Below are 24,340 nucleotides of genomic sequence, written 5' to 3'. Positions count from 1 at the left end.
CATAACGCGCTTCATCTAATTTGAGCTATTTACCAATTGCCGCCATTTTCTTTTGCCGCTCAGGGCTAGGATGACCTAACGCACTTTGGCGGAATTCTTCATATTCAGGGGTATCGTCAACGTAAATGATGCTTTCGTGATTAATTGACATAAGTCTTACCGTCCTTTCTTTTGTAAAAAGTGTTTGGAGTAATTATAGTCCGCAAGGATAATTAAGGTTAATAGTTTATCAACGTCAAAAACAAGCCCGAAACAAAAAAGAAGCGATCGCATTTGATCACTTCTTTTTATTTAGTTTACATTACTTTTTATTGGGCTTGTTTTGACGTTAGTCACCAATTTGATATTTGTCATTTTGTTTAAGCGTAGCAGGCTTAGTTAAGTCAGATTGATCGGGAATAAGGTAGCCAGTATCTTCACCGAAGATGTTTAAGTTAAATTTCTTGTTTGAATGTTGGAACTTGTCTAAATCAGATGCTTTAACGGCAACACTCCAATACTTCGAATTTTCTAGGCCCATCGAACTAGCACCATCATAAGTCGTCATAGCATAATACTTTTCACCGTTGATGATGTCAGGATGGGTAATATTAAGGTTAATAGACCCTGAATGACCAATTTTAACGGAACTGCCCTCACCGTCAAAGTCACCATCAGTATGCTTAACTGCTTGTCTGTTGCCTTGTTCATCTTCGTTAATAGCATAAGTTTGAACATTCTTAGAATCAGATTTTAAGCGATATAGATACATTGGGGCAGTAATAGCTTCTATTGGAACTAAAAGCATTTTACCATCATTATTTGGCATAATAGCATATTGCTTATTACTGATATCTTTGGTACCGATTATTTCAATATTGCCTGACGTTCCAGCATCAGGTACACGTGTTCCAGTAAAACTATACGTATCTTGACCAACGTATGAGTAGAAGTAAATCGGTTCTTTAAGCCACTGCGTACCGCCCATATCAGCCATGCTTTGCAAGTGGGCAATATCTTTAGTGGTTGCGGTCTTGTGGAATGATTGCTCAGTTACCCAATAGCCTGCTTCTGGCAATCCTTGATAGTAATATGTCTTGCCGTGTTTACCATTAGTCATATTAGGCTTATAATATTTAGCTAATTCTTTAATTTTAGACTTGATTACCTTTTTAGTGAAAAGATCCTCAGCATCCCATTGACGCGCAATCTTTTTACTTGGGCAAAAAGCGAGTTCTTTTTGAATATATTTAGGAAGCTTATAGTGCTTCTTTTTAGCTTTTGCAGAAACGATGGTGGGTTGACTTACAGCAGGAATGATTGACCCAGCAGTAGTACCAAGCAAGGCAACTGCCAAAGTCATTTTAGATAGCATTTTAATTTTTAGCATAATTGATTCGATCCTTTCGAATAATTTCTTTTTGAAGATTAACGCAGTTCATTGTGAGTTAATCATAAGCGAATAACTATTCTGGATCTCAAGGCTTATTTATATAATATCACTTTGACAGTGACTAAAACAACTACAAAAATAGCGGAAAATTAGGCGGAGATTTTTTAAAAACATGCTATGATAAAAATTAAGTTGAAAGGCAGACCTAAAAGTGTTATAGGCGCTGGATAATGACAGCGTTTAATAAACAGTTTTATAGTGGCTTGACTTTTAGCTAGTAAGCACGTGTTAAGTGTTAAGACGTGCGTTGTTAATTTATTAGATGTTAGTTATGAGGAAAGGATTGAGTAAGATGTCTAACAAACTTGAGCAAAAACTCGGTACAGGTTTAATGGCATTATGTTTACTTAGCGGCAGCGCTTTACCTCCCATAGTGGGATTAGCGACAACGGCCACCACCGTTGCTGCTAAAAAGAAACCGTCTAAGTCAAAATCGCGCAAGAAACCGAAGAGTCCGACGAAATCTTCTAAGCCAACGCAAGAGATGAACTTTTATAACCACCAAGTACAACAAGCAAACAAGATCTATAAGGATCGGAATGTATTTTTGGCGGCTGATAAACAAGCACCGTCGCTAGGATCAGGTAATAAGAAGTTAAAGTCTGATACTATCAACGGTTATGTACGCAACAAGCGCCCTGAAAAGATGTATTACTTTGATAATAACAAGCATGAAAAAGGTAAATGGGCATCGTCAAAGGAAACTTGGGGCAAAGGCTCAAAGCCAGCTAGTCAAAAGAATGTTGATATTCGCTACTTTAAACCAAGTAAAAAAGAGTATCGTGAAGATTCATTTGGCAAAATCGGGGTCGTTTATTACCATGCTGGGTATTACTACAATATCCACAAGAATAAAGATGGCTTATCGCAATTAAAGAAAGTGCCAATTTCCGTTAAATTGACCTGGATGGGCGATAAGATGGGCAATAAGGCTGAGGATAAAAATCCTAACCAAAATATTAAGGATGAACACGCAAGAGCTGTGCAGTTATGGTTTCACCGTGAAAGCGTGAAAGTATCAACGCAAGGTGATAACGCTGTTGATGGCTTTAGAGTTGAATATTTCTATAATACTTCAAAAAAGCCCAACGACTTAGAACCATTGCGTGTTAACAGTAAGGGTAATGCCGTAACCACTGGCACCAAGCAAGCACCAAGACTGCCAATTACTGGTCAAGATTTGGACTTTAATCAAGGTTTAGTCATGGATGGATCGGACGCTAATACTCATGCTTATTTCCACGATAGTATGCGTAATTCAAAGACGAAGAAAACTTCGGGAACCAAAGTTGAAGCTGACTCGTCACCAGATAAAGTTGCGGATTATACCAACAAAGGTGTTGATAAGGATCATGTTATCTGGACTGAGGGTCATTATGCCAAGAGTAAAGGTATTCACGGCAGTGTTGGTACCCAAGATCCTGGTGGTTTTATCACCTATACACCGACTTTAACGACTAAGGGAAGCACTAAGTCGAAGTCTGGTGAGCAATCATCGACTAACTTCACTTTCTTACATGGATCAAAGTTGAATTTTAAACGTTCAACATTGATTAATAGTCCTACTTGGGCTACACCAAGTGGCGCTTTGTCACTAAGTTCAGCAACTTATAAGGCACCTAGTGTCAAGAATGTGCTGAAAACTAAAGGTGAAGGCCGCGCTGCTACTTTTACTAAGTCATCTTTATCAAGTCACAAGTTAGCGAACATTGATGCTAATGGGCAAGTGCAATTTGGTAACTTGCTAAAGTTTGGTTATAACAATATGGAAACATTGTTACCAAATCCAGAAATTGTGAAGTATGTTTCTAATCACAACATTGCTAAATCTGGTAAGTCTAATACCCACGAGGGTCAATGGTTTACGCAAAAAGATGAAAATGATGGTGATGAAGCAACTAAGAAAGCTTACAAAGATGCTGTTGGTCATTTAAGCCTAAACAAGCACGAGCCAGCATATTACGCTTTAGCGACAAGTGTGATGTACCCAAGTTCTTATCTGCAAAATGATGATAAGCAGCCGGTAGCTGGCTTAAAACGGTTTAAGATTTCAGATGAAAACATTGATCCGAACTTAACTGTTAGTGATGTTAAGGTTTATCAGTTGAATGACACATCAGACAAAACATATGATGATGTGACGAGTAACAGACACCAAAAAATTTATAAAAAAAGTGTTATGTTCCATCGCTTTGAAACATAACACTTTTTAACTAATGCTTAGATTAATTAAGCCTTGAGATCCAACCATCAGTTTTACTCATTTATTCTACCATTTTAAAACAGAAAAGCAAGATCTACCGGGATTTTCCTGGTAATCTTGCTTTTTAATTAATTATTTAGGTGGCCACCATAAACAAAATATTGTCTATTGCCGATTGTAACATCTTCTTTTATTGTAAAAGTACAGCCTTTATAGAGACTTATAATTTTTTCCCAAATTCTTTTTTTGAATTCTTGCAATCTTGCATCGCCTTCTAAATCATTAGGCACAGGCAGCAAAATAGTTAACTTGTTCCATCTAAAGTCAACAATAAGCCGAAAAATCGCTTTATTAAGTGAACCATTTTTTTTATCATTTATAAAAAATGGTAAAGCTATTGTTCCAATGATTGAAAGATAAAAGTCATATAAGATACATATAACTGGTTCATCTGGATAATCATGTGCTCGACTACGGTATTCAGTAATTGCCCAATAAATTATATAAAATACGGTAATTAGACCCAGCAAATTGCTAATAAAGCTTAATCCATTAATGCCATTAGCAAAAATAGATTCTAAATGTCCTAAAGGTCCTGAGTTTGCATTAGATGTGTTCAATTTAGGAATATGACTACAACATGCCGTAATTAAAATAGCTATTAATACGTATGGTACAAATCTAATTGTACGTTGATAATGGTTTTTCTTTACCTTTTCCATATATTCACACTTTCTTACTATAATATGTTGGGCAAAGTAGTGGTAACACTTGATATGGGTGTTCACTATCAATAACCTGAATTAAGCCCGTGCCTTTTCCGGTGGGAATCACGATGCCTGAGGGGTCCAGATCCGGAAACAAAAATTGTGTCGTTTTACTATTAATGTTACCGATTTGAATTAAGACGTTTAGCTGCTCCCTAACAGAAACTGGTATGGTGTTGAAATCAAATCTTTGGCTAACTAACAACAAGTGAACCCGCGTAGCGCGACCCATTAAAGCAATTTGAGACAGCAGTGAGAAGAAGGAATTCTTTATCGTCCTATTAACCCCCTCTGTAAGACTCAGGGTTTCGTCAATTGCAATCGTTAAATGATCGAAATCCCTTGTAGGATCACTAAACTTAAGCGTTTGCCGTGTTTCTATCTCTTTTAGACAACGGCTTAATTGATCATTGACTTGAGATACCAAGTCGGACTTTGATCTATTAGCCCTTGGATAGATGGACAAGACATCATTATCCTTAGCCCACCGACTTGGCGAATCAAATTTTGGATCTACAACTATTAACTTGGACATCTTTTTCAAAACACTAAGCAAGTAAATTAGTAGGTATGTCTTACCGGCTCCACTCGCTCCTGAAAGCGCTATCGAAGTTACTTGATCGTAATCAATCGATAAGTTCTTCATAACTGGTATCCTATATCCACGCAAACTTTGCGTGAATTGGGCTAGATTAGGAATAATCAACCTTTTAGAAATTCCTTTCTTCCACGGGAAGAATAATGCGCGTTGCGTATGGATATCATCTGTATCCATCGGCACGAAGTAAGCAGAATTTTGCTTTAACAATGTAAAACGTGGATACAGTGCAGCGTTAGCAATGATAAATATCTTCTCGTACAGATTGTCATCAACAAGATAGCCCGAAGGCAATCTTGGTAAGAATAAGAAACCATCATCTAACACTTTGCAATCAAAGCTATTGTTGTAACTTGATTCGTCTTTAATGATAGGGCTAAGCCCCATGTCTAAACTTTGAAGCAGGTACTGCTCCAATTCTTGCTTATTCATATTATCTAATCTCCTTAACATTAACAGCACGGAAATAAACGTTGTAATTTACCTCACAAGCCTCAAGATTGTCAAACTCTACAATTGACAAATATTTAGGCAATTTGGCCTTCTTTGTAAACTTAACTTGGAATGGTCCAACACCTTCTTGGGTGAACCATGCCTTATAGGCAACTACTTCATTTGTTGGCTTACCATCAACAAACTTTACAACTTCATCAAATCTTGAGCTCAACGATTGAATAGGTTGAGTCAGATCAACGTAATTTCTAACAACATCAGCGGAATAGCCGCCTTTTCTTACTCGAATCTTCATAATGAAAATCCTTTCTTTGTAAAATAATTAATTCGCCATCCGGGCAAATTGAGGTACATCGTGTATCTCTACTTATAAGGACAAAAAATCGACCAAATTCGGAGTTTTTTAGATATTTTTTTGAAAAATCTTGAATATTTAGTTTTATTGGTGAAGAATTCGCCTTTCATGTTTTAATCTTCATTTTTGAAAATCCTTTCTTTGCAAAATAATTGATTCGCCATCCGGGCGAACTGAGGTGCATCATGTACCTCTACTTATAAGGACAAAAAATCGACCAAATTCGGAGTTTTTCAGATATTTTTTTGAAAAATCTTGAATATTTATTTTTACTGGTGAAGAATTCGCCTTTCATGTTTCAATCTTCATTTTTGAAAATTCTTTCTTTGCAAAATAATTAATTCGCTTGCCTAACGAATCGAGGTACATCATGTACCTCTACTTATAAGGACAAAAAATCAACTAAATTCGGAGTAAATTTCATTATTTTTCTGAAGTTCTTTTTTTAGAATATTTAATGAATCGTTATAATGCTTTGTAACTGTTTTATCGGACCAGCCGACTATTTTAGAAATAGTTACTGCTGATTCTCCATATATCAAATAATGAATAACCACTATCAAATCTCTTTTATCCGGTAAGGATAAAAGTGCAGAATACAAATATTCATATTCTTCGTTCTTCAATGCTTCTTCCAAAGGATCAGGAACATCGCTACTAATGTAGTCCATTAATGTAGTTGCATCGTCCTTGTCTTCATATTTATAATCAAGCGATAATAATTTACCTTCTCTTCTATCTGACCTATCCTGATTTTCTTGAGGTAGATCAAGTAAATGCTTAATTTCTTTTTTCCAAAAAGCTTTATCTTTAGAACTTTTTGCATTCTTTAATTCAGTAACTGCATTCTTTAATTTTTTGTTATTGCGAGCTTCTATTTTACCCATATTGATTCCTTTTCCGTCCGATCAGACGAAAAAGGGCACAAAAAATAAGCACATCAAAAAATACGGCTAACATTTATTAATAAGCAGTAATTCTAAGATTACGTGACTTATTATTATGTCTTTTCCGTCCTTTTTGATGCGCATCATTTCGGACAATATAAATTTATTTAGTAAGATTTGTATCTCAAATCTTATAAGTATAATTTAGCAGCCTATACTTACCCAAAAAAAGAGTAAAATAAAATCTATAAATACGTATTTTTAGATAGCCTTATACCCAAATGAAATTTTTAATCGAGGAAGCAAATGAAACCAATAGATCTTCTTATACCATCAATTTCCGAACGCATAAAAAAAGCCCGTCCATCAGTAATAACTGACGAAAGGCCTAAATTTGAAATTTGCCCTCATGATCCTACACTAATTAGTTACATTGAAAGAAAAAAATTTAAAGGCAAGAATAAAACTTTTATACCTGATGATGCTTTGACAGAAATAGCAAACAATTTAGATACTAATGAATCTAGAATTATTTACGGTAACGATAAAGAATTAGAAGAATTCATATACAATCTTTATAGCAAAGTAGCACACAATTTTTTTGCTTTCGATATTAATAAATTGGAAAATAAAAACATTAGTAATAATCTAGGACAAAAGTTTTTTGTAATATTAGAGCTAATGGATTATTTTTTAGGGTCAAATACGCTTGATAATGCTATCAGTAATATCAAAAATGAAAACCACGACTTAAATTACAACAATAATTATGTATATACAGTTAAATTTTTAAACGATAGTAAGTTTAATTCAGACTACTTATTTGAACCTGATAACGTGAACTTCAAACAACTTGGTACAGAATCATTTAGACATCTTACAACATATACCGGCTTCAGTTTTTGGAAAGACGACCAACTTATAGTAAATAAGAAAAAATTACTAAACTTTCTTAAATTTATTCGAAATCCTTTATTCGATAATTGGTTTAATAATTTATGGCCTATATCTAGGTTATTAAGAAAAGCCTTTTCATATAATGCTCGTTATATACATATTTTTTATAGTAACTTACATTATAAAAATAATTTAATGAATTATATAGAACAAGAGTATATTAACTCAGGACTTTATAGCAATAACACGTTAGCATCGATATCAAATAGTATAGATAATGTTATGTTTTTCCATACGGACGACTCTGATTTATTCAATTATGATTTGCCTTGTATAAAAAATAATTTTGATTTATTCACTTACGATTCTAATGTGCCTTGTATAAAAAATAATTTTGACTTATTCGAAGACATTTCCAATAAATTTTTTGCAAAAATAAAAGATTATCTTATTCTTTCATATAAAAGAGACTTTGGTATCAACTTTTATAGTACTGATACTGGCATCAGCTTAACGAATTTTGACAATAGAATTTTTTATTGGATAAATGATAAGTGGCCTGACATAATAGAATACGAAATTGAAATAAGTAAACAAAAATTTAAAGCTTTTCTACTTTAAATTTTTGATTTTGCCTGTTACTTCTTGTTGATAAAAAACTTAAAAACTTTTTTGGCACAAAAAAAAGCGGGCATAAAGCCCGCCATATCAACAACCGTTTCACTCCAAAAGATTTTTCTGACACACAGCTAAAAACTGTGTGCCATTTTATGTGCCAAATATCTATTATTAAACAAAATCAACCTTAACTATCTTCGAAAAACGTTGATAAATCAGGGTTGATTACTTTGAATTACTATTAAAAATGCTGATTGCCAGAATCGAACTGGCGACCTTTTCTTTACGAGGGAAACGCTCTACCGACTGAGCTAAATCAGCAACTCGTAACGTTTAAATTATACCAAAAGAAAAAACGTCACGCAATAAAAATATCTAATCAAACTAATTTACTGCCAATCAAGGCACAGTCCCTGCTTGTGCAGTAACTCCGGCAATTGATCGCGGTCAATCTTCCGGCTGTCGAGCTTAGCACCGGTAATCTGCTTAGTGAAAGAATCAATTCGACGGTTAGAATCGCGCAAATCATAGTAAGTTGTTACCAATTGATCGTAATCTGCCAATTCACTGACCTTAAAGTCACGTGGATAATCATTTTCAAACGTGGTAAATTGCAGTGGCAGCCGCGGCTTTAATTGCGGTTCTTGATCAGGCACACCAACTTGCATCCCCAAAGCCGCAAACGTTAATTGGGGCAAGTCCAATGCCTCAAGCATTGCTAGCGGATGATCATTAATCGTTCCCAGCGGCACATAACCTAAGCCCATACTTTCCACAGCATTAGCCACGTTTTGCCATGCCAATAGCGTGTCGTCCATCCCCTGCATAAACAGGTCACTCATATGCACCCGGCCATCATCCTTGCCCAGCTGCTGCCGAATCTGCTGGTTCCGGTATAAGTCCACGACGAAGATGAACAAGTCCCCTTCAGCACCCACATAATTTTGGTTGCACAATTCTCGAATTTTGGCTCTTTTGGCTTCATCAGTTATATGCAGCAACGTTGCGTTCTGCATGAACATGCTGGTCGCGGTATGTTGAAACACGGTGTACAACGTTTGCAGTTGTTCTGCGCTCAATGTTTGGTCCTTAAACTTCCGGATTGAGCGGTGATTAATTTGACTATCAATTGTTGAATTATGTATCATTTTCTAACTTCTTCCCCATTCTCTTACTAAAAGTAAATATATTGCAAAATACTTTCTCTGTCAATTATTGCTAAAAAAGATATTCCGTCTTGCCATGCTTGTGCTAAAATTTACTTGATTAAATTAATTATATATGGAGGAAATTATGCGCGTTTTAGTTGTTGGCGGCGCGGGCTACATCGGCTCAATTGCTGTTAAAAAGTTGATTGAAAACGGCAATGATGTTGTTGTACTCGATGCTTTATACACCGGTCATCAAAAGGCTGTCGATCCGCAAGCCAAATTTTATCAAGGCGATATTGAAAACAAGTTTTTAGTTAGCCAAATTTTACGAAATGAAAAAATTGATGCTGTAATGCACTTTGCAGCCTACTCATTAGTGCCTGAATCTGTTAAAAAGCCGTTGAAATATTACGACAACAATGTCGCTGGCATGATTTCACTGCTTGAAGCAATGAATGACGTCGGCGTTAAATATCTGGTCTTCTCATCAAGTGCCGCAACTTACGGCATCCCTAAGAAACTTCCGATTACCGAGGACTCTCCACTTGATCCGATTAACCCTTATGGTGACACTAAGGTCATGATGGAAAAGATTATGCACTGGGCTGACAAGGCTGATGGCATTAAGTCAATCGCTTTGCGCTACTTCAACGTTGCTGGTGCTGCCAGCGATGGTTCAATTGGCGAAGATCATGCTCCTGAAACTCACCTGATTCCAAATATTTTAAAGAGTGCACTTTCTGGTGACGGTAAATTTACTATTTTTGGCAATGATTATGATACCAAAGATGGCACTAACGTCCGCGATTATGTTCAAATTGAGGACTTAATTGACGCACACTTATTGGCATTAGATTATTTAATGAAAACCAAGAAATCCGATGTCTTCAACTTAGGTACTGCTCACGGCTACTCCAATTTGGAAATTTTAGCTGCAGCTCGCAAAGTAACGGGTATCGACATCCCTTATACTATGGGACCAAGACGTGGCGGCGATCCTGACTCACTCGTAGCCGACTCCACCAAGGCAAGAACAATCCTGCATTGGCAGCCAAAGCATGAAAGTGCCGAAGAAGTCATGACTAGCGCATGGAAGTGGCACCAATCACATCCAAATGGTTACGAAGATAAATAAATTACAAAAGCATACTGACAATTACCAGTATGCTTTTTAGTTTGCCTCATTAATAATCGTATAAAGATCCATATCGCGAAATTCACCATGATATTTAACCTTAGCCCGAAGTAAGGCCACGTGTTCTAGTCCCGCATGCTTAGCCACTGCGCGACTTGGCTTGTTTTCATGATCTGCCATTAAGTCGATGCGATGGAAATCCATTTTTGTAAAAGCTAATTTAACCAATCGTTTAACGGCGACCGTCATAATTCCCTGACCTTGAAATGCACTACCTAGCCAATAGCCGATTTCGCCGCACTGATCTTTACGACTAATATTATGCAAGTCAAGCATCCCTGCAACTTGGCCATTTACCATTATTACTAATGCTAACATTTGATAATTAGCCATTTGCTCGCGCACCATTTCAATAAAGTTAGCTTCATCATCAACGGTTTTAGTCGTTTCTGCCCACGGCAGCCAGCGACCGAGCTCTTCTCGGTCTTTAGCAATTAAATCTAATATTGCCGGTGCCTGGTCTAATTCCGGCAAGACTAATTCAATTTTCAAATCGTTAACTGTAAAGCGATCAAAAGTAAACATCCTCCACCATCTCCTAATTATTTTTTAATAAAAGTAATGATAACATTTCATCTAAAAAAGTACCAGCTTACCAATATTGGCTTCATCATCACAAAAGTTATGATTTAGCAAAGTTTTCATCTATTAAGGCAAAACTCATTTATAAATGCTAAAATAGAATAATGTAACACTAATGTAACATAATACTTATAGATTTGGAGTGATTAAATGACAACAGAAGACCCAAAGACCAATTCAGGCTATAAGCGCACACTAACCAACGCGCATATCCAGTTAATCGCGCTCGGCGGCACGATTGGCACCGGTCTTTTCTTGGGCGTAGGTAACAGCATTCATGAAGCTGGACCAAGCGTGATTTTAATTTATATCATTGTCGGCATTTTTCTTTACTTTTTGATGCGGGCTCTGGGCGAGTTGGTCCTTTCCGATTTGCACAAGCACACTTATATTGAATTTATCGAAAAATATTTAGGTAAGAATATCGGTTTTATTACCGGTTACTTGTACTGGATTAGCTGGATAAGTCTAGGCATGGCAGAGATGACAGCTCTTGGAATTTACTTCCAATACTGGTTTCCCCACCTGCCGACTTGGATTCCTGGGTTAATTACAATCGTTGTTTTACTATTTATTAACCTGCTATCAGCACGATTATTTGGTAATTTGGAATTTAGTTTTGCCATTATCAAAATTATTACGATTATCGCCTTTGTCTTGCTGATTGCCTACCTTTTAGTTACTGGGGGACGTACAAGTTATGGCCCCGTTAGCTTTAACAATTTAACCCAAAACGGCGGTCTGTTTGCTACAGGGGCTACTGGATTTTTTGGCGGTTTTCAAATGGTAATTTTTAGTTTTGTCGGCGTTGAGCTAATCGGCTTAACTGCATCGGAAGCGCAAAATCCTAAAGTTACTATTAAAAAGGCCATTAATGAATTGCCACTACGGATTATTTTGTTTTATGTCATGGCAATTTTAGCAATTCTGCTGGTAATTCCGTGGACTAAAATTGCAACTGATTCTAGTCCCTTTGTTCAGGCATTAGGAGCTACTGGTATTCGTAATGCTGGTTCAATTATCAACTTCGTTGTAATTTCTGCCGCTGTTTCCTCAACCAATAGTTTCCTATATAGTTCTGGTCGGTTAATCTTCTCGGTTACATATGGCGGCAAGGGAAAATGGAATCAAACTTTTGGCCATTTACGACGCCAATTACCACAAAACGGCTTGATTTTATCAGCCTGCTTAATGGGATTGGCCCCGCTAGTGATTATTCTGATTGGTAACCAAGCGTTTAATTTCATCTCATCAACTTCAACCAGTATGTTTTTAATTATTTGGTGCCTGATGATTTTAACCCACTTGTCTTACCGCAGACAGACACAAATAAGCAAGTTAACCAACTTCCAAATGCCACTATATCCGTGGTTAGACTATCTAACACTAATCTTTTTTGGCTTAATGATTATTTTATTACTGTCATTACCGGCTAACCGCATGGCAATGATTAGTGCCATTCTGATTTTTGTCATTTTATGGGCTGTCAGCAAAGTTTGGCACCAAGAGCGGGCGATCTAGCCGGCTTACGGCGCACTTATCAACCGAAAAATAATTTTAAAGACTAAATTGGAGTAATTTTATGGACAAAAAAGATTCTACTGAGTATGAGCGATCGCTAACCAATACTCACATTCAATTAATTGCATTAGGTGGAACTATCGGAACTGGACTTTTCCTTGGTGTTGGCAACAGTATTCAAAAGTCTGGTCCGAGTGTTATCCTTATTTACCTAATCGTCGGTATTTTTCTCTTTTTCCTTATGCGCGCATTGGGAGAATTGATTATTTCCGACCTCAGTAAGCACACGTATATCGAATTTATTGAAAAATACTTGGGTAAGGACACCGGTTTTATCACCGGTTACCTCTACTGGATATGTTTAATCACCCTTGCTATGGCGGAAATGACCGCGTTAGGAATTTATTTCCAATACTGGTTCCCCCATTTGCCAACTTGGGTTCCGGGGCTGATTACCATCGCCGTTTTATTAGGCATTAACATGCTATCCGCCAGATTGTTTGGTAATTTGGAGTTCAGCTTTGCCATTATTAAAATTGTAACGGTCATCGCCTTTGTTATCCTAGTTGCCTACTTAATGATTACCGGTAAAAGCACCACTTATGGTCCTGTCAGTTTTAACAACCTGTTCAACAATGGCGGGTTCTTTGCCAAAGGTGGCGTTGGCTTCCTGTCAGGGTTTCAAATGGTTATCTTTAGTTTTGTTGGGATTGAATTACTCGGCTTTACCGCTTCTGAAGCCCAAAATCCTAAGAAAACGATCAGTAAGGCAATCAATGAAGTACCAACGAGAATTATCTTATTTTACGTTTTGGCAATTGTGGCCATTTTAGTTGTTATTCCTTGGAACAAGGTTTCAACTAGCTCTAGTCCGTTCGTTCAAACTCTAGCTGCAACGGGAATTCACGACGCTGGTTCACTCATCAACTTCGTCGTTATCTCCGCCGCTATTTCTTCAACCAACAGTGTTCTCTATAGTGCCGGACGGCTGTTATTTTCGATTACCTTTAACGGTAAGGGCAAGTGGAACCACACCTTTGGTCACTTACACCGGCAACTGCCGCAAAATGGTTTAATCCTATCCGCCTGCCTAATCGAGCTCGCACCACTGCTAATCGTAATGATCGGTAACGACGCGTTTACCTTTATCTCATCGACAACTACCAGTATGTTCCTAATCATCTGGTGCATTATGTTACTCTCGCACGTTGCATACAGAAAGGTGACGCCAGAAGATCAATTAACTAGCTTTAAGATGCCTGGCTTCCCATTCTTTGATTATGCGACTTTACTATTCTTCATCTTAATGATTATTCTGCTGCTGGTTTTACCAGAAAACAGAATTGCAATGATTGCCGCGTTAGCAATCTTTATCATCCTTTATGCAATTGCAAAACTTTGGCGTAAAGAAAAAGCTGAATAAACAAAAAATACTTAGATCAATCGATCTAAGTATTTTATTTTGCCTAAATTATGATTTAAGCCGCCGTTTCAGCTTTTGCCACAAACCTAACGCTTGCCGCAAATTGCTGCTTGGCACATAATTGCGAATTGCCCGCAATGCTTTTTTATTATCACGAGTTGAAAAGATAAACGTGCCATTCTTACGTGTGCGAATTTCAAACCGCGGAATATAGCGGCCATGAAAATGGACATCAGCAACCACATAAGTAATCTCTGCCCACGGAATTTGCACGTAATCATTCAAATTTCGATCATTATAAAATTCAAATGCCTTATCGCCCACCATCACTTTGCCATAGGTTGCAATGCCGCGAAACCACGTAGCATTAATTGTCAAAGTGACTTTGGTATTGCTTGACTTAACCATTTTTGATTAAAGAACGTGCAATACGTGGAGAACAACACCAATGATGAAGATACCAATAATAATTACAATTGGTGATACCTTCTTCTTGAGCAGCCACATGCAAAGGAATGTCAGCAATAACCCTGCTAAACCTGGAATTAAGCTGTCAAGATTATTCTGCAGTGTTGTCGTCTTGAATTTGGTCAGTGATAAGCCATTACTCTGACCAATTAACGCTTGTTGAATTCCTTTAGCACCAGCTGGTAGTGAGTTCCAGTCAATGTAGCCACCTTTTTGAACCGGTGTCCTTGAAACAACCGGAGTAAATGTGATATTAACCCAACGTTCAATTAATGAACCTAGGACGAACATTCCCATCATTGAGGCACCACGAGTAACTTTTTGCAATAATCCACCGGACATATCGTTAGTAATCGCAGAACCTGCTCGATAACCAAATTCCTGTGTATACCACATAAATACCAATCTGATTACGTTCCAAATAACAAAGAACAAAATTGGTCCTAAGATATTACCTTGAATTGCCATTGAGGCACCAAGGGCACCAACAATTGGCCGGACCGTGTACCAGAATACTGGGTCACCAACGCCGGCCAAAGGTCCCATCATACCAACTTTGACCCCTTGAATAGCTTCATCTTCAACCTTAGCACCGTTAGCCTTATCTTCTTCTAAAGCTAATGTAACCCCGATAATTGGTGAAACTAAGTATGGGTGAACATTGAAGAATACCAAGTGACGTTGCAAAGCTTCCGCCATATCCTCTTTTTTCGGATATAACTTTCTCAATGCTGGAATTAGTGAGTAGGCAAAACCACCGTTTTGCATTCTTTCATAGTTCCATGATGCCTGCAAAAATTGTGAATGCCACATAACCTTGAAGCGGTCGGCTTTTGTTAATTTGATTTTTTGATCAGCCATTATAAAATCCTCCTCTTAATATCACTTTAATAATCGTCAATGATATCGCCGAGCGGATCGCCGGTACCGTCATTATCTGAACCAGAATTGCCACTGCCGCCCTTTGATTCAAGAGCTAAGTACATAACGGCCATTGCAAGACCAATTGCACCTAAGGCAATTAATGTTAAATCTTTAATTGCTGCCAATGCAAAACCAATTGCAAAGAATGGCCAAACTTCACGGCTAGCCATCATGTTGATAACCATTGCGTAACCAACGGCTACAACCATCGCACCACCGATTGACATACCATCACTTAACCAAGTAGGCATAAGTCCTAGCCAATATTGAACAGTTGATGCTGGAATAGCCAGCAATAATGCAGCTGGAATAGCAATTCTTAATCCTTGCAAACAAACATCAATCCATTGCCACATGTTGATTTTACGCCAATTTGCCTTTTTGGCATCGGCATCCATAATGTGAACAATACCAGTTGAAATTGTCCGCACAATCATTGTTAAGAACAAACCAGCAACAGCTAAAGGCATCGCAATCCCTGTTGCCATCCCAATTCCTTTGGTACCTTGACCACTTTGAACCAGAATAATTGCTGAAGCTACTGATGCTAAAGCTGCGTCGGGAGCAACTGCGGCACCAATATTAGCCCAACCTAAAGCGATCATTTGTAATTGACCACCCAAGATAATTCCTAAATCTAGGTGTCCGGTAACTAAGCCAATTAATGTACAGGCAACCAGCGGTTGGTGAAATTCCCATTGATCCAAGATACCTTCCATACCTGCAAGGAAAGCAACCAGAACAACTAAAACCATTTGTATAGCGTTCATTTTTTCACTCCTATTTCATTACTTCTTTTGCTCATCAAGCAAACTTTGAGCTTTATTCAAAATTGCATCCATGTTGCCCGACTTATCAGTCGGAACTTTACGAACGTCATACTCAACGCCCATTTTTTCAAGTTCATGGAAAGTATCAACGTCCTGTTGGTTCATTGATAAAACATTGTTGGCATTAACGTCACCAACTGAATATGACATTGAACCAACATTAACAGTTTTAATATCAACACCACCCTTAATTACAGTTAGAACATCCTCTGGATTTTCAAACAATAATAATGCATGGGTATTACCAAAACGTGGATCCTTAGCAATTTCGATCATCTTGTCAAGCGGAACTGTATGAGCCTTAACACCAGCAGGTGCTGCTTCACGAATCATGCTCTTACGCATTTCGTCCTTAGCAACGCTATCAGATACAACAATTACCCGGTCAGGATGCATTGTCGGAATCCAGCCAGTCGCAACTTGACCATGCAATAGCCGTGAATCAATTCGGGCTAACACAATTTTAATATGGCCATCACCAATTACTGTACCAGCTGGAATTGATTTTTGCGTCTTAGCAGGTGCAGCTGACTCAGCAACTGCTGTATCTTCTTGCGGCATTAAATCGGTTGGTTTAGTTTTAATGCCATCACGAGCTGTGGCAATGATTGCTGTGGCAACTTGTTGAGCAGTAGCATCAGGATTTGTCAATCTTTGCGTTAAAGCTTCAACAACCATCGGTAAGTTCATACCAGCAACAATTGCCCAGTTTGAATGATCTTCAAGCAAAGTATTAGCCTGATTAAATGGCGTTCCACCCCAAAGATCTACTAACATCAAAACTTCATTTTGATCAGAAAATGAAGCGATTGCTTGTTCCATTTTGCCATGAATATCCTCTGGTCCCTCATCAGGGGACAAAGTTACATGAGCAAAATTTTCTTGTTCGCCAAATAGCATCTGAGCTGATTGAGCAATGCCATCAGCAAATCCACCATGGCTAGCAAGTAAAATTCCTACCATGTGATTTCCTCCTTTAAATAAAAACATATCCGTTCTTATTATACCCTTTAACCAATATAATCTCATGTATTCAAAACAGAAAGCATATACAAATTATTAGATAAAAATAGCGCACAAAAAAGAGGACCCTAGGTCCTCTTTCTCTCACTTTGCTCCGGCTGTCAGACTCGAACTGACGACATCTTGATTAACAGTCAAGCGCTCTACCAACTGAGCTAAGCCGGAATATTAAAAAAGCACGGCAGCGTCCTACCCTCGCAGGCAGTCTCCTACCAACTACTCTCGGCGTGAAGAAGCTTAACTACTGTGTTCGACATGGTTACAGGTGTTTCCTTCTTGCTATTGCCACCGTACTTTTTCTTTTGAGTTCTTACACTCAAAACTAAATATAATCTCTTGAAAATCCTTACTCACAATCCCAGATTGCTCAAGCTCTGGTCAAGTCCTCGACTGATTAGTACTAGTCCGCTCCAAGTCTCACGACTCTTCCACTCCTAGCCTATCTACCTCTTAGTCTTAGAGGTGTCTTACTACTTTCGTATGGGAAATCTCATCTTGAGGGGGGCTTCGCACTTAGATGCTTTCAGCGCTTATCCCTGCCATACTTAGCTACCCAGCTATGCCTTTGGCAAGACAACTGGTACACCAGCGGTATGTCCATCCCGGTCCTCTCGTACTAAGGACAGCTCCTCTCAAATTTCCAACGCCCACGACGGATAGGGACCGAACTGTCTCACGACGTTCTGAACCCAGCTCGCGTGCCGCTTTAATGGGCGAACAGCCCAACCCTTGGGACCAACTTCAGCCCCAGGATGCGACGAGCCGACATCGAGGTGCCAAACCTCCCCGTCGATGTGAACTCTTGGGGGAGATAAGCCTGTTATCCCCAGGGTAGCTTTTATCCGTTGAGTGATGGCCCTTCCATGCGGTACCACCAGATCACTAAGCCCGACTTTCGTCCCTGCTCGAGTTGTCTCTCTCGCAGTCAAGCTCCCTTATACCTTTACACTCTGTGAATGATTTCCAACCATTCTGAGGGAACCTTTGGGCGCCTCCGTTACTCTTTAGGAGGCGACCGCCCCAGTCAAACTGCCCATCTGACACTGTCCTATATCTCGCTTAGAGATACTAGTTAGAGTAGCCATCAAACAAGGGTAGTATCCCAACATTGCCTCCAATAAGACTAGCGTCCTATCTTCTCTGGCTCCTACCTATCCTGTACATGTTTAACAGCTACCCAATATCAAATTGCAGTAAAGCTCCATGGGGTCTTTCCGTCCTGTCGCGGGTAACCCGCATCTTCACGGGTATTATAATTTCACCGAGTCTCTCGTTGAGACAGTGCCCAAATCATTACACCTTTCGTGCAGGTCGGAACTTACCCGACAAGGAATTTCGCTACCTTAGGACCGTTATAGTTACGGCCGCCGTTTACTGGGGCTTCAGTTCGAACCTTCGTCTTACGACTAAGCTCTCTCCTTAACCTTCCAGCACCGGGCAGGTGTCAGCACCTATACGTCGTCTTACGACTTTGCAGATACCTGTGTTTTTGATAAACAGTTGTTTGGGCCTATTCACTGCGGCTGGCTGTTACACCAGCACCCCTTCTTCCGAAGTTACGGGGCGATTTTGCCGAGTTCCTTAACGAGAGTTCTCTCGCTCACCTTAGTGTTCTCCACTCGACTACCTGTGTCGGTTTGCGGTACGGGTACGTTATCTCTCACTAGAAGCTTTTCTTGGCAGTGTGACTACAGAACCTTCGCTACTTTATTTCGCTCCTCATCACGACTTGTGATTATCGAAAGCAAGCATTTGACTCACTCTCTCACTTATCGCTTGAACATGGCTTCCAGCGCCATGCGTTCCTTGCCTCCTGCGTCCCTCCTTCGCTATTAACGATTTAACGCAGTACAGGAATCTCTACCTGTTGTCCATCGGCTACGCCTCTCGGCCTTACCTTAGGTCCCGACTTACCCTGGGCGGACGAGCCTGCCCCAGGAAACCTTAGTCTTTCGGCGGATAGGATTCTCACCTATCTTTCGCTACTCATACCGGCATTCTCACTTCTAAGCGCTCCAACTATCCTCTCGATTAGCCTTCACCGCACTTAGAACGCTCTCCTACCACGTGTATTACTACACATCCACAGTTTCGGTACTATGCTTAGCCCCGGTAAATTTTCGGCGCAGCGTCACTCGACTAGTGAGCTATTACGCACTCTTTTAATGATGGCTGCTTCTGAGCCAACATCCTAGTTGTCTACGCAACTCCACATCCTTTTCCACTTAGCATAGATTTTGGGACCTTAACTGGTGATCTGGGCTGTTTCCCTTTCGACTACGGATCTTATCACTCGCAGTCTGACTCCAGTGCTTTGATATCTGGAATTCGCAGTTTATCTGAATTCAGTAACCCCTGACGGGCCCTTCGTCCAAACAGAGCTCTACCTCCATTATCATCCTCGCACCAGGCTAGCCCTAAAGCTATTTCGGAGAGAACCAGCTATCTCCAAGTTCGTTTGGAATTTCACCGCTACCCACAGCTCATCCCCGCAATTTTTAACTTACGTGGGTTCGGTCCTCCAGTGCGTTTTACCGCACCTTCAACCTGGCCATGGGTAGGTCACTTGGTTTCGGGTCTACATCAACTAACTATCGCGCCCTTTTCAGACTCGCTTTCGCTGCGGCTCCGTCTTTTCTGACTTAACCTCGCTAGTTAACGTAACTCGCCGGTTCATTCTACAAAGGCACGCCATCACCCTTTAATGGGCTCTGACTACTTGTAGGCACACGGTTTCAGGTTCTCTTTCACTCCCCTTCCGGGGTTCTTTTCACCTTTCCCTCACGGTACTGGTTCACTATCGGTCACAAATTAGTATTTAGCCTTGCGAGATGGTCCTCGCTGCTTCAACCGGAATTCCTCGTGTTCCGGCCTACTCAGGATCCTGCTCGGCGTGAATTCAATTTCGCTTACGGGGCTCTCACCCTCTCTGGCTTACCTTCCCAGATAATTCTGCTATCTCTTCCACTACCTTATTGCAGTCCTACAACCCCGATTGATAAATCAATCGGTTTGGGCTCTTTCCTCTTCGCTCGCCGCTACTAGGGAAATCGATTTTTCTTTCTCTTCCTGCAGCTACTTAGATGTTTCAGTTCACTGCGTCTTGCCCTACCTGACTATGTATTCATCAGCTAGTAATATGATCGCTCATATTGGGTTCCCCCATTCGGATACCTCCGGATCTCTGCGTACTTACCGCTCCCCGAAGCATTTCGCCGTTCGTCGCGTCCTTCTTCGCCTTCTTGTGCCTAGGCATTCACCGTGCGCCCTTCTTTACTTGACCTTACTCTTAAGATCTACTCTCTCGGTCGCTCTTGCAATCTGTTTCTTTTCTCTTTGATTGTGTCTCGGTTTTTTCTTGGATTATATTCAGTTTTCAATGTACTAACTCTTTTGAGGTACTACCCTCAAAACTAAACAATGTTCTCGCTCCGTGTGCTTCCGTTGCTCCTAGGCTTCCTCTAGTATCTCTACTCTCCACCTATTCGCTCTTCCTTAGAAAGGAGGTGATCCAGCCGCAGGTTCTCCTACGGCTACCTTGTTACGACTTCACCCTAATCATCTGTCCTACCTTAGACGGCTGACTCCCCGAAGGGTTATCCTACCGGCTTTGGGTATTACAGACTCTCATGGTGTGACGGGCGGTGTGTACAAGGCCCGGGAACGTATTCACCGCGGCGTTCTGATCCGCGATTACTAGCGATTCCAGCTTCATGCACTCGAGTTGCAGAGTGCAATCCGAACTGAGATTAGCTTTAAGAGATTCGCTTGCCTTCACAGGTTCGCTCCTCGTTGTACTAACCATTGTAGCACGTGTGTAGCCCAGGTCATAAGGGGCATGATGACTTGACGTCGTCCCCACCTTCCTCCGGTTTGTCACCGGCAGTCTCATTAGAGTGCCCAACTTAATGCTGGCAACTAATAATAAGGGTTGCGCTCGTTGCGGGACTTAACCCAACATCTCACGACACGAGCTGACGACAGCCATGCACCACCTGTCTTAGTGTCTCCGAAGAGAACTTCATATCTCTATGAATTGCACTAGATGTCAAGACCTGGTAAGGTTCTTCGCGTTGCTTCGAATTAAACCACATGCTCCACCGCTTGTGCGGGCCCCCGTCAATTCCTTTGAGTTTTAACCTTGCGGTCGTACTCCCCAGGCGGAGTGCTTAATGCGTTAGCTGCAGCACTGAGAGGCGGAAACCTCCCAACACTTAGCACTCATCGTTTACGGCATGGACTACCAGGGTATCTAATCCTGTTCGCTACCCATGCTTTCGAACCTCAGCGTCAGTTACAGACCAGAGAGCCGCCTTCGCCACTGGTGTTCTTCCATATATCTACGCATTCCACCGCTACACATGGAGTTCCACTCTCCTCTTCTGCACTCAAGAAAGGCAGTTTCAGATGCAATTCCCCGGTTGAGCCGAGGGCTTTCACATCTGACTTGTCTTCCCGCCTGCGTTCGCTTTACGCCCAATAAATCCGGACAACGCTTGCCACCTACGTATTACCGCGGCTGCTGGCACGTAGTTAGCCGTGACTTTCTGGTTGATTACCGTCAAATAATTAGCAGTTACTCTAACTATCCTTCTTCACCAACAACAGAGCTTTACGATCCGAAAACCTTCTTCACTCACGCGGCGTTGCTCCATCAGACTTGCGTCCATTGTGGAAGATTCCCTACTGCTGCCTCCCGTAGGAGTTTGGGCCGTGTCTCAGTCCCAATGTGGCCGTTCAGTCTCTCAACTCGGCTATGCATCATCGCCTTGGTAAGCCGTTACCTTACCAACTAGCTAATGCACCGCGGGTCCATCCTCTAGTGACAGCTCGAAAGCCGCCTTTCATAGCTAGATCATGTGATCTTACTTCTTATTCGGTATTAGCATCTGTTTCCAAATGGTATCCCAATCTAGAGGGTAGGTTACCCACGTGTTACTCACCCATCCGCCGCTCGCGCTTTTAATGTCCTACCCGAAGGTATTCAACTAAAATTGCTCGCTCGACTTGCATGTATTAGGCACGCCGCCAGCGTTCGTCCTGAGCCAGGATCAAACTCTCATTTTTAATGTTTGTTTGAATGTTTGCTCATTCGTTCCAAGATTTGCATCTCGGATTTATTTGCTTGCGAAATTGACTTCGCTTTTTTGTTTTGGGTTCTTACACCCGCACACTTTGCGAAAACATTGTTCAGTTTTCAAGGTACTACCCGCTGCTGTAAATTGCTTTACAACTGCGCTTGTTTTATTTTAGCAGATGTATTTTCTTTTGTCAAGAACTTTTTTCTGCCCCGCTCCTGAAGAAATCTTGCTTTCCTCAGCAGCGTTTATTATCTTACTAAACTTAAATCTTATTGTCAAGACCTTTGTTTAATTTTATTTTTTGCTCTTGATTAAGCTAACCAGCTCTCTCAAGGACAAGTAATACTTTACCCTCTTTACGCGCTTTCGTCAAGCTTAGCATTTTGTTCGCTATTTACTTAAATCTACTGTCTAATTAGTTTAAGCTAATAGAAAACTACCTTATTTTTCTAATTTTAACAGAGTAACTAGTTAAAAACATTCGGAATTTAGCTATTTTTAAGCGAAAAACAGTCCAAAATTAATTTTATTTTTTTCAAAATAACTAAAAAAGAGGTCCATCTGGACCTCTTTAACGCTTAAATTAAGCTTTGTTCTTTAGTAATTTTTGTCATTCCGTTCATATATGGAACTAATGCTTCTGGAACTGTTACTGTACCATCTTCATTCTGGTAGTTTTCCAAAATAGCGGCAACTGTTCGACCAACAGCCAAACCAGAACCATTCAAAGTATGAGCTAAATGCAGCTTACCGTCTTCACCGCGGTAACGAATTTGCGCACGGCGTGCCTGGAAGTCAGTACAGTTAGAACATGAAGAAATTTCACGGTACTTGTCCTGAGCCGGCATCCAAACTTCCAAATCATATGTCTTGGCACTGGTGAAGCTGGCATCCCCAGTTGACAATGCAACAACGTGATACGGTAAGTTCAACTTCTGCAGTAAGTGTTCAGCATTTGCTGTCAAATTGTCTAATTCATGCCATGATTCTTCAGGCTTACATACCTTGACCATTTCAACTTTTCTGAATTCGTGCATTCTGATTAGACCACGGGTGTCGCGTCCAGCAGAACCTGCTTCACTTCTGAAAGCTGGTGACAGTGCAGTTACGTTAATTGGCAATCTGTCTTCATGAATAATTTCATCACGGAAGTAATTAACTAGCGGCACTTCAGCAGTTGGAATTAAAGTTAGGTCCCGTGGCTTATCTGGATCATCATTATCTACTATAGTATAAACATCTTCATGGAACTTCGGGAATTGTCCTGTTCCTTGCATTGAAGCGTCATTTACCAAGTATGGCGGGATAATTTCCGTATAGCCGGCCTTCGTGTTTTCATCTAGGAAGAAGTTAAATACGGCCCGTTCCAAAAGTGCACCTGCACCTTTATAGTAGACAAAACGCGCACCAGAAACTTTAGCGCCGCGATCCCAGTCTAAAATATCGAGGTCAGTTCCTAAATCCCAGTGAGCCTTAGGCTTGAAGTCTAACTTTGTTGGTTCGCTCCACTTGCGTACTTCTTGGTTGTAGCTTTCATCAGGACCAATTGGATCAGAATCATCAGGGAAGTTTGGCAACCGCAGCAAAATGTAATTTTGTTTGTCAGTTAACTCACTAACCTTATTATCCAAATCCTTAATTTCACTACCAACTTCACGCATTTCAGCGATTACGCTTGAAGCATCTTCCTTATTGCGTTTAGCCTCAGCGATTTCTTTAGAAACATCGTTACGCTTAGCCTTCAATTGCTCAGTCTTATTTAGGCTTTCACGGCGCTGTTTATCAATCTCAATTAATTCATCTAATTGCTCCGGCTTAATCCCACGCGTAGCAAGCTTTTCCTTTGCCCAATCGAGATTCTCACGAATCACCTTAATATCTAACATTGTTTACCTCCATAAAAAAGAGCCAACTCATCCCTACATCTTGGGA

The 24,340-nt window shown here is 40.2% G+C and carries 18 protein-coding genes, 2 tRNA genes and 3 rRNA genes; 5 read left to right on the top strand and 18 right to left on the bottom strand.

Going from position 1 to position 24,340, the window contains the following annotated elements; all coding sequences use genetic code 11:
- Positions 1-25: 25 nt before the first annotated feature.
- Positions 26-151 carry a hypothetical protein gene (locus OZX63_RS01455; RefSeq protein ID WP_277143995.1) on the bottom strand — a complete coding sequence of 42 codons (126 nt, stop codon included), beginning with the start codon at positions 149-151 and terminating at the stop codon, positions 26-28.
- Between the two features lie 177 nt (positions 152-328).
- Positions 329-1,369, bottom strand: a complete 1,041-nt coding sequence (locus OZX63_RS01450; RefSeq protein ID WP_277143993.1) for a hypothetical protein — start codon at positions 1,367-1,369, stop codon at positions 329-331.
- A gap of 355 nt (positions 1,370-1,724) precedes the next feature.
- Between OZX63_RS01450 and OZX63_RS01445 the strand changes: the two genes are divergently transcribed.
- Positions 1,725-3,635: a hypothetical protein gene (locus OZX63_RS01445; RefSeq protein ID WP_277143991.1), complete on the top strand. Its 1,911-nt coding sequence runs from the start codon at positions 1,725-1,727 to the stop codon at positions 3,633-3,635.
- A 128-nt stretch (positions 3,636-3,763) separates the two neighbouring features.
- Here the strand turns inward: OZX63_RS01445 and OZX63_RS01440 are convergent, their stop codons facing one another.
- The 4 genes from OZX63_RS01440 to OZX63_RS01425 all read right to left on the bottom strand — a co-directional run bounded on the left by OZX63_RS01440 (position 3,764) and on the right by OZX63_RS01425 (position 6,695).
- Positions 3,764-4,357 carry a hypothetical protein gene (locus tag OZX63_RS01440; protein ID WP_277143989.1) on the bottom strand — a complete coding sequence of 198 codons (594 nt, stop codon included), beginning with the start codon at positions 4,355-4,357 and terminating at the stop codon, positions 3,764-3,766.
- Positions 4,358-4,361: 4 nt separating this feature from the next.
- Entirely contained in the window at positions 4,362-5,432 is a 1,071-nt protein-coding gene (locus OZX63_RS01435; RefSeq protein ID WP_277143987.1) for a cell division protein FtsK, read from the bottom strand.
- 1 nt (position 5,433) lies between these two features.
- Positions 5,434-5,748, bottom strand: coding sequence for a hypothetical protein (locus OZX63_RS01430; RefSeq protein WP_277143985.1), 315 nt, complete (start codon positions 5,746-5,748; stop codon positions 5,434-5,436).
- A 458-nt stretch (positions 5,749-6,206) separates the two neighbouring features.
- Positions 6,207-6,695, bottom strand: coding sequence for a hypothetical protein (locus OZX63_RS01425; RefSeq protein ID WP_277143984.1), 489 nt, complete (start codon positions 6,693-6,695; stop codon positions 6,207-6,209).
- 306 nt (positions 6,696-7,001) lie between these two features.
- Between OZX63_RS01425 and OZX63_RS01420 the strand changes: the two genes are divergently transcribed.
- Positions 7,002-8,213 (top strand): hypothetical protein, encoded by a 1,212-nt coding sequence (locus OZX63_RS01420; protein WP_277143982.1) that lies wholly within the window; start codon positions 7,002-7,004, stop codon positions 8,211-8,213.
- A 245-nt stretch (positions 8,214-8,458) separates the two neighbouring features.
- Here OZX63_RS01420 and OZX63_RS01415 read toward each other — a convergent pair.
- Positions 8,459-8,531 (bottom strand) — tRNA-Thr (locus OZX63_RS01415).
- 68 nt (positions 8,532-8,599) lie between these two features.
- On the bottom strand, positions 8,600-9,358 hold the full coding sequence (locus tag OZX63_RS01410; protein ID WP_277143980.1) for an NADPH-dependent oxidoreductase: 759 nt from the start codon (positions 9,356-9,358) through the stop codon (positions 8,600-8,602).
- A gap of 145 nt (positions 9,359-9,503) precedes the next feature.
- Here OZX63_RS01410 and galE point away from each other — a divergent pair, with 145 nt between their 5' ends.
- Entirely contained in the window at positions 9,504-10,496 is a 993-nt protein-coding gene (gene galE / locus OZX63_RS01405) for a UDP-glucose 4-epimerase GalE (RefSeq protein ID WP_277143978.1), read from the top strand.
- A 36-nt stretch (positions 10,497-10,532) separates the two neighbouring features.
- On the opposite strand, the gene OZX63_RS01400 is transcribed toward galE, so the two are convergent.
- A complete protein-coding gene (locus tag OZX63_RS01400) occupies positions 10,533-11,081 on the bottom strand; it encodes a GNAT family protein (protein ID WP_277143976.1) in 549 nt (182 codons plus the stop codon).
- Between the two features lie 207 nt (positions 11,082-11,288).
- On the opposite strand from OZX63_RS01400, the gene OZX63_RS01395 reads away from it, so the two are divergent.
- On the top strand, positions 11,289-12,659 hold the full coding sequence (locus OZX63_RS01395) for an amino acid permease (RefSeq protein ID WP_277143974.1): 1,371 nt from the start codon (positions 11,289-11,291) through the stop codon (positions 12,657-12,659).
- Positions 12,660-12,720: 61 nt separating this feature from the next.
- Positions 12,721-14,082, top strand: a complete 1,362-nt coding sequence (locus OZX63_RS01390; protein WP_277143972.1) for an amino acid permease — start codon at positions 12,721-12,723, stop codon at positions 14,080-14,082.
- 48 nt (positions 14,083-14,130) lie between these two features.
- Here the strand turns inward: OZX63_RS01390 and OZX63_RS01385 are convergent, their stop codons facing one another.
- The 9 genes from OZX63_RS01385 to serS form a co-directional block, all read right to left on the bottom strand.
- Positions 14,131-14,490, bottom strand: coding sequence for a DUF956 family protein (locus tag OZX63_RS01385; RefSeq protein ID WP_277143970.1), 360 nt, complete (start codon positions 14,488-14,490; stop codon positions 14,131-14,133).
- Between the two features lie 6 nt (positions 14,491-14,496).
- The gene (locus OZX63_RS01380) at positions 14,497-15,411 is read right to left on the bottom strand and encodes a PTS system mannose/fructose/sorbose family transporter subunit IID (RefSeq protein WP_277143967.1); all 915 of its coding nucleotides are present in this window, start codon (positions 15,409-15,411) and stop codon (positions 14,497-14,499) included.
- A 26-nt stretch (positions 15,412-15,437) separates the two neighbouring features.
- A complete protein-coding gene (locus OZX63_RS01375) occupies positions 15,438-16,244 on the bottom strand; it encodes a PTS mannose/fructose/sorbose transporter subunit IIC (protein ID WP_277143965.1) in 807 nt (268 codons plus the stop codon).
- 18 nt (positions 16,245-16,262) lie between these two features.
- Positions 16,263-17,267 (bottom strand): mannose/fructose/sorbose PTS transporter subunit IIA, encoded by a 1,005-nt coding sequence (locus OZX63_RS01370; protein WP_277143963.1) that lies wholly within the window; start codon positions 17,265-17,267, stop codon positions 16,263-16,265.
- 152 nt (positions 17,268-17,419) lie between these two features.
- A tRNA-Asn gene (locus OZX63_RS01365) sits at positions 17,420-17,492 on the bottom strand.
- Positions 17,493-17,503: 11 nt separating this feature from the next.
- Positions 17,504-17,620, bottom strand: a 5S ribosomal RNA gene (rrf, locus tag OZX63_RS01360).
- 81 nt (positions 17,621-17,701) lie between these two features.
- A 23S ribosomal RNA gene (locus OZX63_RS01355) occupies positions 17,702-20,610 on the bottom strand.
- A gap of 216 nt (positions 20,611-20,826) precedes the next feature.
- A 16S ribosomal RNA gene (locus tag OZX63_RS01350) occupies positions 20,827-22,394 on the bottom strand.
- The 16S, 23S and 5S rRNA genes sit together here with 1 tRNA gene alongside, the layout of an rRNA operon.
- A gap of 592 nt (positions 22,395-22,986) precedes the next feature.
- Entirely contained in the window at positions 22,987-24,294 is a 1,308-nt protein-coding gene (gene serS, locus OZX63_RS01345) for a serine--tRNA ligase (protein WP_277143961.1), read from the bottom strand.
- Positions 24,295-24,340 lie beyond the last annotated feature (46 nt).

Source organism: Lactobacillus sp. ESL0700, assembly GCF_029392095.1.
GTDB lineage: Bacteria > Bacillota > Bacilli > Lactobacillales > Lactobacillaceae > Lactobacillus.
Note: the sequence above shows the minus strand (reverse complement) of the source record. Positions and strands in the feature narration are given on the sequence as shown.

Excerpts from the sequence above, each read along its gene's own strand:
- OZX63_RS01455 (WP_277143995.1), bottom strand. The coding sequence starts at position 151 with ATGTCAATTAATCACGAAAGCATCATTTACGTTGACGATACCCCTGAA.
- OZX63_RS01450 (WP_277143993.1), bottom strand. The coding sequence starts at position 1,369 with ATGCTAAAAATTAAAATGCTATCTAAAATGACTTTGGCAGTTGCCTTG.
- OZX63_RS01445 (WP_277143991.1), top strand. The coding sequence starts at position 1,725 with ATGTCTAACAAACTTGAGCAAAAACTCGGTACAGGTTTAATGGCATTA.
- OZX63_RS01440 (WP_277143989.1), bottom strand. The coding sequence starts at position 4,357 with ATGGAAAAGGTAAAGAAAAACCATTATCAACGTACAATTAGATTTGTA.
- OZX63_RS01435 (WP_277143987.1), bottom strand. The coding sequence starts at position 5,432 with ATGAATAAGCAAGAATTGGAGCAGTACCTGCTTCAAAGTTTAGACATG.
- OZX63_RS01430 (WP_277143985.1), bottom strand. The coding sequence starts at position 5,748 with ATGAAGATTCGAGTAAGAAAAGGCGGCTATTCCGCTGATGTTGTTAGA.
- OZX63_RS01425 (WP_277143984.1), bottom strand. The coding sequence starts at position 6,695 with ATGGGTAAAATAGAAGCTCGCAATAACAAAAAATTAAAGAATGCAGTT.
- OZX63_RS01420 (WP_277143982.1), top strand. The coding sequence starts at position 7,002 with ATGAAACCAATAGATCTTCTTATACCATCAATTTCCGAACGCATAAAA.
- OZX63_RS01410 (WP_277143980.1), bottom strand. The coding sequence starts at position 9,358 with ATGATACATAATTCAACAATTGATAGTCAAATTAATCACCGCTCAATC.
- galE (WP_277143978.1), top strand. The coding sequence starts at position 9,504 with ATGCGCGTTTTAGTTGTTGGCGGCGCGGGCTACATCGGCTCAATTGCT.
- OZX63_RS01400 (WP_277143976.1), bottom strand. The coding sequence starts at position 11,081 with ATGTTTACTTTTGATCGCTTTACAGTTAACGATTTGAAAATTGAATTA.
- OZX63_RS01395 (WP_277143974.1), top strand. The coding sequence starts at position 11,289 with ATGACAACAGAAGACCCAAAGACCAATTCAGGCTATAAGCGCACACTA.
- OZX63_RS01390 (WP_277143972.1), top strand. The coding sequence starts at position 12,721 with ATGGACAAAAAAGATTCTACTGAGTATGAGCGATCGCTAACCAATACT.
- OZX63_RS01385 (WP_277143970.1), bottom strand. The coding sequence starts at position 14,490 with ATGGTTAAGTCAAGCAATACCAAAGTCACTTTGACAATTAATGCTACG.
- OZX63_RS01380 (WP_277143967.1), bottom strand. The coding sequence starts at position 15,411 with ATGGCTGATCAAAAAATCAAATTAACAAAAGCCGACCGCTTCAAGGTT.
- OZX63_RS01375 (WP_277143965.1), bottom strand. The coding sequence starts at position 16,244 with ATGAACGCTATACAAATGGTTTTAGTTGTTCTGGTTGCTTTCCTTGCA.
- OZX63_RS01370 (WP_277143963.1), bottom strand. The coding sequence starts at position 17,267 with ATGGTAGGAATTTTACTTGCTAGCCATGGTGGATTTGCTGATGGCATT.
- serS (WP_277143961.1), bottom strand. The coding sequence starts at position 24,294 with ATGTTAGATATTAAGGTGATTCGTGAGAATCTCGATTGGGCAAAGGAA.